We start from the raw sequence: 16,947 nt of genomic DNA on the forward strand, positions 1-16,947 counted from the left end.
GGGTTGTTCTTTATTTGCTTGTTTTATTCGGAGCGATGCGCCGTCATTGGCTGATTTTCCCGTCTTTCAATATTTCTTTGCCTTTCAGGCCGATCGTGAATTTCGTCAAGTATTCGTTCGGTTTGCTGCCGTCGTAAACGATGCCGTCGATAAAATCGGCTTGCGGCGGTTTGAATCCGCTTTCGCTTTCAGGCGGAAAATCGCTTGCCTTGGCTTTACCTTCGGCAATCAATTCTTTTGCGGCAGCCATGTAGATATCGGGGCGATAGACTTTTTTAGCCGTTTCGATGAACCATTCGTCGGATTTGGATTCGTTGATCTGTCCCCAGCGGCGCATTTGCGTCAAAAACCAGATTGCATCGCTGTAATAGGGATACGTGGCGTGATAACGGAAAAAGACGTTGAAGTCGGGCAGCGAACGAGTGTCGCCTTTTTCGTATTCGAAAGACCCGGTCATGCTGTTGGCGATCACTTCGTAGTCGGCACCGACATAACGGCTGTCGGAAATAATCTTGGCCGCTTCTTTGCGGTTCTTATTGTTATCGGCGTCGAGCCAAATTGCTGCGCGGATCAGCGCCTTGACGACGGCCAAGTGCGTGTTTGGGTTTTTGTCGGCCCAGTCTTTACTGACGCCGAGTACTTTTTCCGGATTGTTCTTCCAGATTTCATAATTGGTCACGACCGGTACGCCGATGCCTTTGAACACCGCTTGCTGGTTCCACGGCTCGCCGACGCAATAACCGTAAATCGTGCCGGCTTCGAGCGTGGCGGGCATTTGCGGCGGCGGAGTGACCGACAGCAGTACATCGGCATTGAGTTGTCCGGTCGTTTCTCCCGGCGGCGCATAATAACCGGGTTGAATACCGCCAGCGGCTAGCCAATAACGTAGTTCATAGTTATGCGTCGAAACCGGAAACACCATGCCCATATTGAACGGTTTGCCTTCGGCCTTGAATTTGTCGATCACCGGTTTCAAAGATTCGGCTTTGATCGGATGCACGGGCTTACCGTCTTGCATTGGCACATGCGGTTTCATTTGTTGCCAGATGTCGTTCGAAACGGTCACGGCATTGCCGTTTAGGTCCATACTGAAAGCAGTGATTACATCGGCTTTCGTGCCGAAACCGATTGTCGCTCCCAGGGGTTGTCCCGCCAGCATATGCGCGCCGTCCAACTCGCCGTTGATGACGCGGTCGAGCAGTACTTTCCAATTGGCTTGAGCTTCCAGTTGTACATACAGGCCTTCGTCTTCGAAATAACCTTTTTCATAGGCGATGGCTAATGGCGCCATATCGGTTAGCTTAATGAAACCCAATTTCAGGTCTTCCTTTTCGATGTTTTCTACCGATGCAGCATTCGTGCTTGCGATAAGCAAAAAGGCTGCAGTAGCCGCTAGTACGGTCGGTCGTTGTTTAGCGTTGAATGCTAGGTCAGTGTTCATGGTCGGTTCCGAAAATTTAAAATTCAGGCAAATAAAAAGGCGTCTGCCATGCGATAAGAGGGTTATCGCATGAGAGACGCCTTTGTCCGGTGTGCTCGACAGTGAGCTTGTCAGTTACTCCATCGTCGGAGATTTATTAGTATTTAAGCAATTGCAATGCCAATAGTGAGATAGTTTTCGAATAGTAATTAATAGTTCAATGATAACAATAGGCTATGGTGAGAAGGGTTTTGAGAAGGGAGGGAGGGCTGTTTTCCACTGGGGAAGCGATGACATGATTTAGTGCAGAGAGAGTCATTGCCAGGGTAGTACGGCACCAAATGTGTGCGTTACGCTAAACTTCGGGAAGTATACTCATCGTAGATCAAAATTCGGCAACGGGGGCTCGTCAAAGGACGCCGTGAATACGTCCCTGTAGGCTCTGTGACAGCATCCCTGCTGTCAAAGCCTTTGCCGAACACCCGGGCGCCTCCATGCGTCAATGCCGAAATTTGAAGTGCGATGGGTATATACCTATTGTGCAAAAAGTAGCGACCGAACGCTAAATTGTTGTGTTGTCCGGAAAGACTATTGGTGTTTGAGTGTTACTGGCTTCGATAGTCGCGACGAAGGCGTCGCTCCCACAGAGGGCGGCGGACGCTCTGTGGAAGCGATCCCCTGATCGCGATCTCGAGGCCGAGAGTGTTAAGTAACAATAAATGGTATCGAGGTCTCATTGGTTAAGTTTGCAAAAGGGTAATTTTTTTCTTATGTGTAACGATGAGCGCTGGGGCATGGGAAAGAGCGGAATGCGGGTTGGCCGTTTTTAGCTTGATGCGTATGGGATTCGGGACGTTCTCGTTAACAATGGCTGATTGCGTCCATGGCCCATTCGCAAATAACTTTGTTTCGCCCGGTTTCTTTGGCTTTATATAGGGCTTGATCGGCGCGTAAGATAAGGCTTTCCATTGTGTCGTTCTGTTTTCGAGCCGCGATACCGATCGATAACGTAATGGTGCCGATCGATTCGTTGCTATTTTTACGTTTTAGCCTGCTGTTTTGTAATGAGGTTCTTATTTTTTCGGCAATATCCTGCGCTGCGGATAATGATGTGTCGGGCATGATGATGGCCAGTTCCTCTCCCCCGTAACGAGCAACATAATGATGTTTTTCGCAATACTTTTTCAGTAGCGATGCGGTGAATTTCAACACATTGTCGCCGATTAAATGTCCGAATTTATCATTGACCTGCTTAAAGTGGTCCAGATCCAATAGTGTGAGGCAAATGTCTTTGTCGCTCGATTCCTCGAGGAGATTGGTTAGCGTCTCATCAAATGTTCCGCGATTCAATAGTCCGGTCAGAGCGTCGACAGTCGCCGCTTCCTTAACTTTTGAAAGTTCCTTGCGCAGCTGTTCCATTTCTTTATTAGCGGCTTCCAGTTGTGACTTAAAATGATCGCTAGTGTCAATCAAGTCCTTTGTTTCGCCGGCAATTTCGCTCAGCACGGTTTTCAATTCTTCCAAATTCGTTATGCTTTCTAGGCGTATCGATTTTTCCTCAAAACTATCGCTGGCTTCGGATGCTTTTTGCTGAGTTTCATTAACCGATTTTCCGGTTTGATCGATGATTCTTTGGATATCTTGATTGATTTTGTCGAACGATACCAATGCCGCGTGACAGATATGTTTTTTATATAAAGCCAGGCCGGTCTCCATATCGAAAGGATTATTTTCGGCAATTAGTTGGTCGACAGCGGCCTTGAGGTTGTCATTGTAACTCGCTGTGTATTCGTAAAATACGGCATAATTGATTGGGGTCGGAGTGATTTTATGCTGCATCATGAGTTTAACGATGCGATGCATAAATTGAATGTTTTCTTCGGTGGAGTAGTCGTAATCGGTTCTAAACGGCATGGGGATAGGTGTCCGGGTAGTCAAGTATCAATAGACAAGATCGACGATCATCCGTGAGTCATACTGTAATTTCTAAGCAGGTGTTCGGCTGGTGTCTCGGATTGCAAGGGTAGTTTGTAAAGAATGCGTCGGAGCGTTACGAGATCGATTTTTCTTATGGTTTTTTTTATACAGAAGAGCTTAGTTTATTCATTTCATTTTACAAGTGTCTTATCTCGTTATATACATCGCACATCTCTTGCTCTTTAGGAACGAGCATGAAATAACTTCGATAACTTCTGGGAGGGGGTTCGGTGGCTCGATTGACAGGTGTCGGCGGCAGGGCAGATTTTTGCTCCTGCAAAATCTGCATTCATGCCATCCATGGCAATCAGATTCCGCCGTCAAGCCTACATGGAAGTATTCACGGCGTCCTGTCAAGCGAGTCACCGAATCGCCGCAAAGCCTACTACTTGTAGCAGTTATTTTGTGCATATTCCTTAGACGGTTTTTTCGATCGAAAAGAAGTAGCAAAAGCGATAAATAAAAACCAATGAGTAAAAAATTTTCGGATACCTTTATAATTAATCCTAATGATGATTACCCTTCAAACGTTTAACAAATGATGCCAAACACCGGATCTTACCGGATATTAATGGTGGAAGACGATCCCGGCGATGCTAATTTGGTGCGTCAGGCTTTGCGTGCGTCTCGGGACGTCCATTTCGAAATTATTTGGTCGACGACCTTGACCGAAGCTAAACGCCAGTTGCAGGACGGTTCGCTCGATGTAGTTTTGCTCGATTTGACTCTGCCCGACTCGAGTGGGCTCGATACCGTAGATGCGGTTCGTCAAGCCGCCGGAATTTTGCCGTTGATTGTCTTGACCGGTAATGACGATAGTCAATTCGCATTGCGGACATTGGATTGCGGAGCCCAGGATTATTTAGTCAAAGGTCGTTTCGAAACCGATGGATTGGTGCGTGCGATTCGTTATGCGGTTAGCCGAGGACGCCTTGAGCAACGTTTGGCCGAAACTGGCATGCATTTGCGGACGTTAATCAATGCGCTGCCGGATATCGTTTGCTTTAAGGATGGAGAAGGGCGTTGGCTCGAAGCGAACGATTTCGATTTGAAATTATTCGGTTTGGAGCATGTCGATTATCGAGGTAAAAAAGATTCCGAGCTAGCGGTTTACCAAGACTTTTATAAAGAGTCTTTTTTAGCCTGTGAGGCCAGCGACGAAAAAGCTTGGCAAGCCGGAGTCATTACCCGGGTTGAAGAAGACATCCCACGCCCCGACGGATCTTCTCGAACGTTTGAGATTATTAAAATTCCGTTGTTTCATGATGATGGTCGCCGTAAAGGCTTGGTTGTGGTTGGGCGCGATATTGACGAGCGTAAACAAGCCGAGGCGCGCCATAGACTTTCCACCCGAGTCTTTGAGACGGCCGGCGAAGCGATCATGGTGACTGATGCCGATGCGAACATTATTGCCGTTAATCCTGCTTTTACGCGCATTACCGGTTATACCGAAGCCGAAGTGCAAGGAAAAAACCCACGCCTGTTAAACTCCGGGCGATACAGTAAGTCGTTTTGGGCGGCGATGTGGCGAGCGCTGCAGAATAAAGGAGAATGGGCCGGCGAAATCTGGAATCGGCGCAAGAACGGGGAGATGTTTCTGGAATGGGAAACGATCAGCGCGGTTAGGGACGAGCGCGGGAACGTGACGCAATATATCGCCGTATTTGCCGATCTAAGCGAAATCAGACGCGCACAAGAGGCGGCCGAAAAATTGGCGTGGCGCGACCCGCTGACCGGTTTAGGCAACCGGGCTCTGTTCTTGAAGGAATTGGAGCAAACCTTGATTGCCGCTTCTCGGGAAGGTCGATTTGCCGGTGTGCTCTTATTAAATCTTGACCGTTTTAAGGACATCAATGAAGCTCGCGGACTGGCAATCGGCGATGAATTACTGAAAACCGTCGCTACTCGTTTGCTTGATGCATTGAGTGATGATGATCTATTGGCAAGATTGGATTCCGACGAGTTTGCCGTTTTGCTGACACGTCAAGCGCCTACGCAAGAAGCGTTCGGACGAGAAGCGTTAGCGCTGGCGGAAAAATTGCGGGCTGAATTGCGCCGCGGTTTCGAGGTCGAGGGTGAGCTAATGCATCTCGATGCTGCGGTCGGAATCGCACTGTGTTCGGAAGGAAACGGTGAAACAGCAATCGATATATTACGTCAGGCCGATATGGCCATGCATCGCGCCAAAACCGAAGGCGGAGGACGTGTTGTGTTCTTCGAAACTACGATGGGGGATGCGGTCAAGGAGCGTTTCAAGCTCGAAGGTGAATTGCGTACGGCGATCGCAGAAGGACAACTCAAACTTTATTTGCAGCCACAGGTCGATAGCGACGGTGTCCAGGTAGGAGCGGAGTCTCTGGTGCGTTGGCAGCATCCTGAACGAGGCTTGATCATGCCCGGAGTATTTATTCCGCTGGCCGAAGCGACCGATTTGATCGTAGCGCTCGATCGCTGGATGCTCGGTTCGGTTTGCAGGATATTGGCCGAGCTCGATGGCGAAGGCCGCTCGATTCGGCTTTCGGTAAATATTAGTCCGAGGCATTTCGAACGTTCGGATTTCGTTGGGGAAATAAAGCGGCAATTGATGTTGAGCGGTGCCGATCCGACGCATTTGGTTTTGGAAGTGACCGAAGGGTTAATGATCGGTAATCTTGAAGATGTCGTGGCTAAGATGACTATATTGTCGACGATGGGCATTCATTTTTCGATGGATGATTTCGGCACCGGCTATTCGAGCTTGGCTTATTTGAAACGCTTGCCGATACATGAAATAAAAATCGATAAAAGTTTCATACAAGATGCGCCGACCGATCCGAACGATGCCGCACTGGTCGAAACTATTTTAGCGGTTGCGCAACATTTGAGCTTGCAAGTGGTGGCTGAAGGGGTGGAAACTCGAGCGCAGAGCGATTTTTTGAAAGCTCGCGGCCGAGTGATTTATCAAGGGTATTTATACGGTAAACCCGAGCCGGCGGAAAGTTGGCTGCAACGCTTGAGAGATCAGTAAGAAGCCTTACTCCCTTTATACTCAACAAATGGTTAACTTTATGAAGGTATGGGGTGTGGCTAGCGAGGATGTCGGCAGCAGGGATCGCTGCCGTCAAGCCTCCATGGATGGATTCACGGCGGTCCTCGATAGACACACCCCATACCTTTTATTCTTAGACTGGTTTTCGATCAAAAGGGCGTATGAATTTCCGGGGACTGATGTGTGTTGGATGCAGGATGGTCCGATGAAAAAATATGCCGGGATTTGCAAAAACGCTTCTTGTTGTGTCGGGTTAGCTTTTTTGTGCGTTCTTTTTGAGTCAACTGTTTTAGCCGAACCTCTGAAAATCGGTGTCTTGGCTTATCGTTCTAAAGACTATATTCAGAAGCAATATCAACCGCTGGCCGATATTTTGAATCAAGCGATTCCGGATTGCGAATTTAGTGTCGAGGCCATGAATTATGAGGAGTTGGAGCAGGCAGTCGCGACGCGTCAAATCGATTTTATTTTGACGAATCCATCGCATTATTGGTTAATGGCTTACCGAAGCGGTTTGTCGGCGCCTTTGGCAACGTTGGTTAAAAGCGAGGGCGGTCAAGCGCTTTCGGCATTTGGCGGCGTTATTTTTACACTGACTGATCGTAAAGAGCTTCAGCATTTGTCCGATTTGCGCGGAAAAACGGTTGCCGTCGCCACGACCCGGTCGCTGGGTGGCTATCAAATGCAGGCTCATGAATTAATGAAAAATAATTTATATGCCGGTCAGGATTTTAAGCCATTCGTAACAGGGATGCCTCATGACCGGGTCATAGAAGCCGTATTTAACGGCGATGCCGAGGTCGGTTTTGTGCGTAGCGGTGTGCTCGAGTCGATGGCTCTGCAAGGAAAACTCGACCTGGCCCGAGTGCAGGTACTAAATCGTCAAGATTTACCCGATTTTCCTGCTGCGATATCGACGCGTTTGTTTCCCGAATGGCCTATTGCATCTTTGCCGCATATTAACGAAACGCTGGCTCGTCGCGTTGTCGCCGCTTTATTCTTATTAACCGACAATCCCGAGGTTACGCGCCAATTAGCAATTCGTGGTTTTACCATTCCGGCCGATTACACCGCCGTGGCGGATTTGTTGCGAGACTTGCGTTTACCACCTTTCGATTCGCCGCCTCGTTTTACGCTTGAGGATGTTTGGCGGCGTTATTCGCTGCTAATTATTTCCGCTGTAGTCATTGCCGCTTTGATCTCGTTATTGAGTTTGAGTCTATGGAGGGTCAATAAGAAATTACAGGCGGAACGCCGGCTTGTGTTACAAAAGTCCGAGCTTTTGACACAAACGCGTAATACGCTGGAGGCGATTATTAAAGGAACGTCGTCCGTTGTCGGGGAAACTTTTTTTGCGTCGTTGGTTGAATGCTTGGCGAACGTATTGAACATGCGTTTTGCTTTCGTTGCCGAAATAGATAGTGGCGATATTCGAAAAGCGCGAACTATTGCGTTTTGGAACGGTGAAATGGTCGGCGAAAATTTTAGTTACGATATTTGCGGCACGCCTTGCGAGAATGTTATTAAAAAGCGGATTAGCGTCTTTTCGGAAAAAGTCGCCGAATATTTTCCGGATGATGTTTGGCTAAAACAAAACGCCGTGGAAAGTTATGTAGGAATACCGTTGTCGGATAGTCAGGGCCAATTTTTGGGGCATATGGGGTTGATGGATGTCAAACCGATCGATAATCCCGAATTCTTGTTGTCTTTATTGAAGGTATTTGCAACGCGTGCCGCGAGTGAAATGGAGCGGCGGCGTGCGACCGAACAACTCGAGCGGAAAACTGAAGCCTTGCAGCAGTCGAATGCCGATCTCGAACAATTCGCTTACAGCGTTTCTCATGATATGCGTCAGCCTTTGCGAAGCATCATTGGGCATTTGCAATTCTTAGCGAACGATTTGAAAGGTAAATTAGACGAAGACGGACAGCTTAATTTTAATTTCGTGCTTGAAGGGGCTAAACGCATGGATGCGATGATTATGTCATTACTCGAGTTTTCCCGTGTCGGCCGTAAAACCGAGGCAATGCGCCGGGTAGACAGTCTCGAAGTGCTCAACGAGTCGCTCGTTGTATTGGCTGCCATCATCAACGAGTCGAAGGCGATCATCGATATCGACGGCGAGTGGCCTCAAGTGTATGCGAGTCCGGATGAAATGATTCGTTTGTTTCAGAATTTGATCGGCAATGCGGTTAAATATTGCGAAGGACATAAACCGCATTTGGAAATAGCTTCAAAGCGAGACAATAGCATTTGGCAAGTGCGTATCAAGGATAATGGTATTGGCATCGATCCGGCGCAGATTGATCGTTTGTTCGCTTTTTTCAGCCGCTTGCAACCGCGAACGCGGTTCGAGGGTACCGGAATGGGTTTGGCCTTATGCCGGCGCATTGTCGAGCACCATGGCGGGCGAATTTGGGCCGAATCGAAAGGCGAAGGTTATGGCAGTCTGTTCGCATTCGAAATACCGCTAGAGCCGCCTTCGATCGACAGCAAGGCTTAGCCGGAAAATCTTTTCAAGAGCTGGAAAATAGACACTATTGGCACGGATAGACATTGATCGCACGAAGTATGTCCGTTCAATTTATACTCATCGTAGATGAAAATTCGGCCTCGGGGTGCCCGTTAAAGGACGCCGTAAATACGTCCATGTAGGCTCTATGCCAGCTCCATGCTGGCAAAGCCTTTATGAACGCTATGGATGGCGTGAATGTCGATTTTGCATTACGCCACGGATGGCGTGTATTAGGGCAATGCAGGAGCAATTGCCGAGGAGCAAAAATCGACCTAGCACCCCGAGGCCTCCTCCGGCACTGCCGAAATTTGAAGTGCGAAAGGTATAGCTTTATTTTCCTCACAGCAATAACTTTACTTTAGACAATTCAGACATGACTTTTAAAACGATAGAATCCTGTGTCGGCAATACTCCCCTGGTTAAATTACAACGCTTGCCCGGAGATTCGTCGAATATTATTTTAGCCAAACTGGAAGGTAATAACCCGGCCGGTTCGGTAAAGGACCGGCCCGCGCTGAGTATGATCAAACATGCCGAAACGCGCGGGGAAATCAAGCCGGGCGATCGTTTGATCGAGGCGACCAGCGGTAATACCGGTATCGCATTGGCCATGGCAGCCGCGATCAAAGGCTATAAAATGACCTTGATCATGCCGGACAACATGAGCGAGGAACGTAGGGCATCGATGAAGGCTTACGGCGCCGAGATCATCTTGACGCCGTCCGCATCAAGCATGGAGGGCGCGATCGATTTGGCCCGGCAAATGGAGCGCGAAGGCAAAGGCCGAATTCTCGACCAGTTTGCCAATCCGGACAATCCCCGCGCGCATTATGAAGGTACCGGCCCTGAAATCTGGCGCGATACCGAAGGCCGTATCACGCATTTCGTCAGCTCGATGGGCACGACCGGGACGATCATGGGGACATCGAGCTTTCTAAAAGAACAAGATCCCGCGATTCAAATCGTGGGCGTTCAGCCGGAAGGCGATTCGAAAATCCCCGGCATTCGGCGTTGGCCGAAGGAATATTTACCGAAAATCTATGATCGTAGCCGCGTCGATAGAATTATCGATATCGATCAAGCAACCGCCGAAATCACGATGCGGGCGCTGGCGACCGAGGAAGGTATTTTTGCCGGGGTATCGTCGGGCGGAGCCGTTGCCGCTGCATTGAGGTTGTCTGCAGAAGTTGAAAATTCGGTGATTGTCGTGATTATCTGCGATCGTGGCGACCGTTATTTATCGACTGGTGTTTTTCCCGGTTGATCGCTACGGCTATTGGCTACTATGTGCCATGAAAACGCTTGGAATTTCCTCGTGTTTGTTGATGTCTTCAACGGTAATGGCATTGGATTCGGTCGGCTTGAGAATATCTACGATCGAAGCGGAAGGCTGGCAGCTTGAAGGTATAGAGATTCGGTTGTCCGAATTTGCGGCGCCGTCTCAAAATATCGTTTTATCGGTGCAATCTCTCGGGCTTCCCGCGCCCTTCGATGAAATAACATTCGTCAGCATCGAATGTTCGGATTTCAGTTGGCGCGACGAGGAAATCCATTGTTTCAAAGGCAGGGCGGAAATTAAAAGCGCCTGGTTACAATCGCCGGCTTTCGATTTTCGTTTCAGTATCGGTCCCCGGCGTAGTGAAGTACGCATCGAACGGCTCAAAGCCGGCGGCGGCGAAGTTGCCGTGCATGCCTCGGTCGAAGACGAACGTTGGGCGCTTCAAGTAAATTCGCGCGGCTTGCAAAGCGACGCTATCAAGCCTTTTATCGATTCCGATGACTTTCAAATAGGTGCGGGGCGTGCGGATATCGATGTCTTAGCAGAAGGACCCGGAATCGAATTGGACAAGCTTTCCGTCTATGCCAGTCTTAAGGGTTTATCCGCACAAGCTACGGACGGTAGTCTTGCCGGAGAAGATATCGATGCCATATGGTCTTTACGGGCGGGTTCGGCGACAGGCAATTGGCAATGGTTGAGCCGCGCCGAATTTTCCAAAGGAGGATTGTATATCGAGCCCTGGTTTGTCGAACTGTCGCCTGAAACAGTCTCGATCAATAGCGCGGGTACTTGGTATGTCGATTCGCGGCGAGTGGACATCGCGCATGTCGATTTTCGCCACCCCGGCGTATTCGAGGTATCCGGAAGCGGCCAGGTTAAAACGATTCCTTCTTTGAGTCTCGAGCAGGGACGGTTTTTTGTCCAAGCGGAAAATTTGCAGTCTGTATCCGGCATTTATCTCGATTCGCTGCTCTTGGGTACTCCGGCAGAAGGCATGAGTCTGTCCGGGCGTTTAAGCGCCGACGCTTCGATATATAATAATGCACTGCTCGACCTGGCTTTGAATGTCAGTAGTTTGAACGTAAGCGACAGCCAATCCCGCTTGGCTTTAATCGATGGAATCGGGGTGTTGCATTGGTCTGGTCGAGAAGGCCCTGCTAGACCTTCAGTCTTTTCTTGGCAACGGCTGCAATTGGGTAATGTGCCGGTTGACTCGGCTCAAGTTTCGTTTTTGACTGAAGCGACCTCGTTTCGCCTATTAAATAAATCGCGCTTACCGTTACTTGGCGGTGCTCTAACCATCGAACGTTTCGACTGGACTGCACGCGAAAACGACGAGCACGATTTGTTTTTTATCGGCGAATTGGAAAATATTTCATTAGAAAAGTTGACGCAGGCATTGGATTGGACGCCGATGAGCGGAACGATTAGCGGCAGGATTCCCGGCGTCGATTACCGGGATAATAAACTTGCCTTGGATGGCGAGTTGACGATCGATGTGTTCGACGGCCGAGTTACGATAAGCCAACTAGCATCCTCCGGCTTATTCAGTGAATTTTCTCAATTCTATGGTTCGGTCGAAATAGAGAATTTAGATCTGGCGCTATTGACGAGCAAATTTAAATTCGGCGGTATCGAAGGGCGCTTGTCCGGTTTTGTTCGCGATCTCTATCTGGAAAATTGGCAGCCGGCGACTTTTTTTGCATGGTTAGGCACGCCGGATGATGACGATTCGAGGCATCGAATCAGCCAAACCGCAGTCGAAAATTTAGCTAGTATCGGCGGAGGCGGGGCCAACGACCTAATTTCAAGAACCTTTTTAGGTTTTTTCGAGACTTTCGGTTACGAGCGTCTCGGCATCGGCTGTTATTTGCATAATGGCGTGTGCCAGTTGACAGGTGTAGAGCCGGCCGAGCAAGGGTATTACATCGTCAAAGGCGGCGGTCTGCCGAGAATCGATGTGATGGGGTATAATCCCCGAGTTGATTGGAATGTTTTATTGGAGCGTCTGAAGCGCATTACGATGGCCTCAGACGACATGGTCATTGAGTAACCGGAGTTAAACATGAAAAAAATATCATTCATCGGCGCCTTGCTGCTAACGGCTTGTGTGACGATTAATATCTATTTTCCCGCCGCTGCCGCGGAAAAAGCGGCGGATCAAATCATTAAAGATATACAGCAAACGACCGATTCGCCCGTGAGTCCCAGTAGCAGTTTGTGGGATTGGCGGATCGCTTTCTATCAAGCGATAGACGGGGTATTGAATGTCGTCATTGCGCCGGCTCATGCCCAGCAAGCCGATCTGTCGATCGACTCGCCCGAAATCAGACGCCTGACCGCATCAATGCAAAGCCGTTTTTCGTCGCTGAAACCGTTTTACGATGCAGGCTACGTTGGCATCGGTTCGGATGGCCTGTTAGTCGTCAGGAATGCCTCTGCCGTGCCTTTGCGCGATAGAACACAGGTGAATCGTTTGGTGGCCGCCGAGAACGCCGATCGTAATCAGTTATACCAGGCTATTGCCAATGCCAACGGCCAACCCAATTGGTTCGCTCAGATCAAATCGACGTTTGCCGCGCGTTGGGTCAGTAATGCGCAGTCCGGCTGGTGGTATCAAATGCCGAACGGCAGTTGGAGACAAAAATAAGCATGGCGCGGAGAAAAAGGGAACGTAAAAAATTACCGGACACCCCCGTTAAAACCATCATCGATTCGCTGACGCATGACGGGCGAGGGGTTGCCCATGTAGACGGCAAGGCGGTATTTATCGATGCGGCCTTGCCGGGTGAGGAACTCGAATTTGTCTATACCGACATTCGCCGCGATTTCGCCGAAGGCCGGGTCGTCAAGCTATTGAATAAGGCCGAGTGCCGCGTCGAGGCCGAATGCCCGCATTATGACGTATGCGGGGGCTGCAGTTTTCAGCATGTCGCTTCAAGCGAGCAAATCCATATTAAAGAGGAATTGCTGAAAGAGCAGTTTAAACGCATCGGTAAGCTCGATATTCCCGAAATTTGGCCGTCATTGGACGGGCCGCATTGGGGTTATCGGCGCAAGGCGCGCATGGGTGTCAAATATGTCGCGAAAAAAGGCAGAGTGCTCGTCGGTTTTCGCGAAAAGCGCCAACCGTTTTTGGCCGAGATCGAAAGCTGTAAGGTCATGCATCCGGTTATCGGAACGCGCTTAATGGCTTTATCGGAGATGATCGGCGGCTTGACGATCAGAGAGAAAATTCCGCAAATCGAAGTTGCGATCGGCGATGAGGATTGCGTGCTTGCGGTACGCGTACTGGAGCCGCCGACCGACGAGGATAAGGAGCGAATGCGGTCTTTTGCACATAAGCATAATGTGACCTTGTGTCTACAGTCGAAAGGCCCCGATACGATTGCGCCGATTGATGGCGAACCGGTAGTAACCCCGACCTATGCTTTGCCGGAGCACGATATTGTATTCCGGTTCAGACCGGCGATGTTTACGCAAGTCAATTATGAAATCAACCGGCTAATGGTCAACCGGGTCATTGAAGCGTTGGATTTAACTAAGGACGATGTCGTGCTGGATTTGTTCTGCGGGCTTGGAAACTTTACCTTGCCGATGGCTCGTTATGCAGGGAAAGTGGTCGGTATCGAAGGCGATTTGCCGTTGGTCAATCATGCACGGGCGAATGCCCGCTTAAACAATCTGGATAATGTCGAGTTTCACGCAGCCGACTTGAGCAAGGCGATTGTCGATTTACCGTGGGCGAAACAGCGCTATAACAAAATTTTGCTCGATCCGTCGCGAGCCGGCGCATCGGAGGTATTGCATCATTTCAAGCAATGGCAGCCCGAAAGTATCGTCTATGTCTCGTGTAATCCGTCGACCTTGGCCCGCGATGCAGGCATTCTGGTGAACGATTTAGGTTTTAAACTGGTAAAAGCCGGCGTCATGAATATGTTCCCGCAAACCGCGCATGTGGAATCGATTGCGCTGTTTAATGCCGCTGATCGGTGAATGAAAAGGGCAATAAACATCAATTCGGAATCGACGCGCCTATCGAAGGGGGCGGGCCTATGATGAAATCAAATCGATAAATAATACGTTTAATAATTCAAAGGTTAAAAAATGGTAAATAAAGTATATCAAATCAAAGTTTCGTTGGATGGTTCTACTCCACCTATTTGGCGCCGTTTATTGGTATCGGAAGACGCGAATTTGCAGCAATTGCACGATATTATTCAAGTTTCGATGGGATGGTTTGAATCGCATTTGCATCAGTTTATCGCCGATGGCGTTTTTTACGGCGTACCGGACGAAGAGTTTGACTTAAAGGATGAAAGTCAACATACGATTTCTGAGCTTCTGAATCAGGAAATGCAGGAAATTAAATACGAATACGATTTCGGCGATAGTTGGATGCATACGATTACACTAGAAAAAATCCTATCTAACGATGACAATGGCGGCCATTTGCCTCGTTGTATAGAAGGCGAACGCGCAGCACCGCCTGAAGACTGTGGTGGTATTCCAGGTTATGAAAACTTGCTCAAAATCCTAAGCGATCCGGAAAATCCGCAATATGATGAAATGCACGAATGGTTGTCAATCGATGAATTCGACCCGGCCTATTTCGATATGGCAGATGTTAATGACGAGTTGCTGGATTTATAGGTGAAAGAGGAAAGAGGAAAGAGGAAAGAGGAAATTAGGATTTGACTAGCGGTTAAAATGTCGCACCATTTCACTATTCACTATTCACTATTCACTATTCACTATTCACTATTCACTATTCACTATTCACTATTCACTATTCACTCTTCACTAATAAACCCATGAAATCTAACTCATTCATCGACATTTCGATTCCCGTGCAACGATTGGTAATTGTCGATGAAGGTAGGGTTGTAAAGTCGTATCCCGTTTCTACGGCAAAAAACGGCGCCGGCGAATTGAGGGGCAGCGAATGTACGCCGCGCGGCTGGCATAAGATTCGCGCGAAAATCGGTGAGGGTATTCCTGTCTATTCCGTTTTCAAAGCACGTAGGCCGACCGGTGAGATTTATTCACCGGAATTAGGCAAGCAATTTCCGGAACGCGATTGGATTTTGACTCGAATTCTCTGGTTGGGCGGCCTCGAGCCGGGAAAAAACCGTTACGGTTCAGTCGATACGGCCTGGCGTTATATTTACATTCACGGTTGCCCCGACGAACTGATGAACGGCAAGCCCGAATCGCACGGCTGCATTCGTATGATCAATGCCGATCTGATCGATTTATTCGAGCGCGTTGCGATCAATACCGAAGTTTATATTCATGAATAAATTATTAGATTGAGATGCCTAGAATCGTTTTAGGAATCGAATACGACGGTAGCGCTTTTTTCGGTTGGCAATGGCAAACCGCGCGGCGCACCGTTCAATCCGAGTTGGAAACTGCACTGTCCAAAATCGCCGACGAGCCGATTACGATAATCTGTGCGGGCCGGACCGATGCCGGCGTGCATGCGCTCGAGCAGGTGGTGCATTTCGACACGCAAGCCGAGCGATCTATGTACGGATGGATGATGGGCGGGAATACGCATTTGCCCGATGACATCAGGATTATTTGGGCGCAACAGGCGGTTTTCGATTTTCATGCCCGTTACAGCGCTATTGCCCGGTTTTATCGCTATGTCATCTTGAACAGGCCGATGAAATCGGCGTTGCTGCGCAAACAAGTCACATGGTGCTATCAGTCGCTTGATGCCGATAAAATGCATCGAGCGGCACAATATTTGATTGGCGACCATGACTTTTCGTCGTTCAGGGCGCAAGGCTGTCAATCCAAAAGTCCTTGCCGCATGATGCATTTTATCGATGTTTACCGCGAACAGGAAAAGGTCATTATGGATATTTCGGCCAATGCGTTTTTGCACCACATGGTCAGAAACATTGCCGGCGTGTTGATGGAAATCGGTATGGATAAACAGCCGGTCGATTGGGCACAAGAATTATTGTTGATCAAGGATCGCGATCAAGGCGGAATCACAGCGCCGCCCGATGGCTTGTATTTAGGTGGCGTTTATTATCCGGAACATTACGGCATTACTAAGCATCCGGTATTCGATAAACTGCCGTCCGATGCAAAACGTTTCGATGATCGTCCGAAAGTTTAAATTATAGCGCTTCCAGTGATGACTTCATACAAAGCCTTTTTTACTGTAAAAGTTCGTAGATTTGGGTTCTTTATCTAATTTTTCGATATAAGAAGCTCGGCAGAGAAAATGCCGGTTCCGGAGAGGGTGCGGTTGCTCGACCGACAGGCGTCGGCGGCAAGGACAGCCGCCGTCGAGCCTACATGGACGTATTCACGGCGTCTTGTCGGGCGAGTGACCGCACCCTCCAACACCAAGAGCTTTCATTTGCCGAGGCGATGCTTGGCCTTTATGAACGTTACTGTGAAAGTGCGCCATCTAAAGTACGCGATCAAAATAGGGTGCGGTTTCTCGACAGACAGGTGTCGGCGGTAGGGAAAGCCGCCGTCAAGCTTACATGGATGTATTCACAGCGTCCTGTTTGGCGAGTTACTGCACCCTAACCGCCCAGAGTATTTTCATTATCCGGGGTAATGAAAGTAACTTCATGTACTTCATGGATAAACTACCGAATTTAGATTAATGCGCTTGTCATGGTATCGTTTCCTTTTACGTTTCTTAAATACCCTAGGATGTTATAAAATTGCAATCTTGTTCATCGGCATTTGATGCT

At 48.9% G+C, this 16,947-nt stretch carries 11 protein-coding genes; 9 read left to right on the forward strand and 2 right to left on the reverse strand.

Annotated elements, in window-relative coordinates; translation table 11 throughout:
* Positions 1-43: 43 nt before the first annotated feature.
* A complete protein-coding gene (locus METBU_RS0102715; RefSeq protein WP_014148744.1) occupies positions 44-1,441 on the reverse strand; it encodes a CmpA/NrtA family ABC transporter substrate-binding protein in 1,398 nt (465 codons plus the stop codon).
* Positions 1,442-2,281: 840 nt separating this feature from the next.
* Positions 2,282-3,334, reverse strand: coding sequence for a GGDEF domain-containing protein (locus tag METBU_RS0102720; protein ID WP_017839162.1), 1,053 nt, complete (start codon positions 3,332-3,334; stop codon positions 2,282-2,284).
* A 601-nt stretch (positions 3,335-3,935) separates the two neighbouring features.
* Between METBU_RS0102720 and METBU_RS0102725 the strand changes: the two genes are divergently transcribed.
* The 9 genes from METBU_RS0102725 (at position 3,936) to truA (ending at position 16,355) form a co-directional block, all read left to right on the forward strand.
* Positions 3,936-6,404 carry an EAL domain-containing protein gene (locus METBU_RS0102725; RefSeq protein WP_026129991.1) on the forward strand — a complete coding sequence of 823 codons (2,469 nt, stop codon included), beginning with the start codon at positions 3,936-3,938 and terminating at the stop codon, positions 6,402-6,404.
* Between the two features lie 226 nt (positions 6,405-6,630).
* Positions 6,631-8,928 carry a PhnD/SsuA/transferrin family substrate-binding protein gene (locus METBU_RS25095; RefSeq protein WP_017839164.1) on the forward strand — a complete coding sequence of 766 codons (2,298 nt, stop codon included), beginning with the start codon at positions 6,631-6,633 and terminating at the stop codon, positions 8,926-8,928.
* Between the two features lie 385 nt (positions 8,929-9,313).
* Positions 9,314-10,204, forward strand: coding sequence for a cysteine synthase CysM (cysM, locus tag METBU_RS0102735; protein ID WP_014148720.1), 891 nt, complete (start codon positions 9,314-9,316; stop codon positions 10,202-10,204).
* Positions 10,164-12,272, forward strand: a complete 2,109-nt coding sequence (locus METBU_RS0102740; protein ID WP_144053570.1) for an intermembrane phospholipid transport YdbH family protein — start codon at positions 10,164-10,166, stop codon at positions 12,270-12,272. The genes cysM and METBU_RS0102740 overlap by 41 nt, the downstream gene beginning before the upstream one ends.
* A gap of 12 nt (positions 12,273-12,284) precedes the next feature.
* Positions 12,285-12,869 (forward strand): YdbL family probable chaperone protein, encoded by a 585-nt coding sequence (locus tag METBU_RS0102745; RefSeq protein ID WP_017839166.1) that lies wholly within the window; start codon positions 12,285-12,287, stop codon positions 12,867-12,869.
* 2 nt (positions 12,870-12,871) lie between these two features.
* Positions 12,872-14,215, forward strand: coding sequence for a 23S rRNA (uracil(1939)-C(5))-methyltransferase RlmD (rlmD, locus tag METBU_RS0102750; RefSeq protein WP_017839167.1), 1,344 nt, complete (start codon positions 12,872-12,874; stop codon positions 14,213-14,215).
* A gap of 111 nt (positions 14,216-14,326) precedes the next feature.
* Entirely contained in the window at positions 14,327-14,872 is a 546-nt protein-coding gene (locus METBU_RS0102755) for a plasmid pRiA4b ORF-3 family protein (protein ID WP_017839168.1), read from the forward strand.
* Between the two features lie 161 nt (positions 14,873-15,033).
* On the forward strand, positions 15,034-15,522 hold the full coding sequence (locus METBU_RS0102760) for a L,D-transpeptidase (protein WP_017839169.1): 489 nt from the start codon (positions 15,034-15,036) through the stop codon (positions 15,520-15,522).
* 14 nt (positions 15,523-15,536) lie between these two features.
* The gene (gene truA / locus METBU_RS0102765; RefSeq protein ID WP_017839170.1) at positions 15,537-16,355 is read left to right on the forward strand and encodes a tRNA pseudouridine(38-40) synthase TruA; all 819 of its coding nucleotides are present in this window, start codon (positions 15,537-15,539) and stop codon (positions 16,353-16,355) included.
* Positions 16,356-16,947: the final 592 nt, after the last annotated feature.

Origin of the sequence: Methylotuvimicrobium buryatense 5G (assembly GCF_000341735.1) — a bacterium.
Taxonomy (GTDB): domain Bacteria; phylum Pseudomonadota; class Gammaproteobacteria; order Methylococcales; family Methylomonadaceae; genus Methylotuvimicrobium; species Methylotuvimicrobium buryatense.

Coding starts and splice junctions, on each gene's coding strand:
- METBU_RS0102715 (WP_014148744.1), bottom strand. CDS start 1,441: ATGAACACTGACCTAGCATTCAACGCTAAACAACGACCGACCGTACTA.
- METBU_RS0102720 (WP_017839162.1), bottom strand. CDS start 3,334: ATGCCGTTTAGAACCGATTACGACTACTCCACCGAAGAAAACATTCAA.
- METBU_RS0102725 (WP_026129991.1), top strand. CDS start 3,936: ATGATGCCAAACACCGGATCTTACCGGATATTAATGGTGGAAGACGAT.
- METBU_RS25095 (WP_017839164.1), top strand. CDS start 6,631: ATGAAAAAATATGCCGGGATTTGCAAAAACGCTTCTTGTTGTGTCGGG.
- cysM (WP_014148720.1), top strand. CDS start 9,314: ATGACTTTTAAAACGATAGAATCCTGTGTCGGCAATACTCCCCTGGTT.
- METBU_RS0102745 (WP_017839166.1), top strand. CDS start 12,285: ATGAAAAAAATATCATTCATCGGCGCCTTGCTGCTAACGGCTTGTGTG.
- rlmD (WP_017839167.1), top strand. CDS start 12,872: ATGGCGCGGAGAAAAAGGGAACGTAAAAAATTACCGGACACCCCCGTT.
- METBU_RS0102755 (WP_017839168.1), top strand. CDS start 14,327: ATGGTAAATAAAGTATATCAAATCAAAGTTTCGTTGGATGGTTCTACT.
- METBU_RS0102760 (WP_017839169.1), top strand. CDS start 15,034: ATGAAATCTAACTCATTCATCGACATTTCGATTCCCGTGCAACGATTG.
- truA (WP_017839170.1), top strand. CDS start 15,537: ATGCCTAGAATCGTTTTAGGAATCGAATACGACGGTAGCGCTTTTTTC.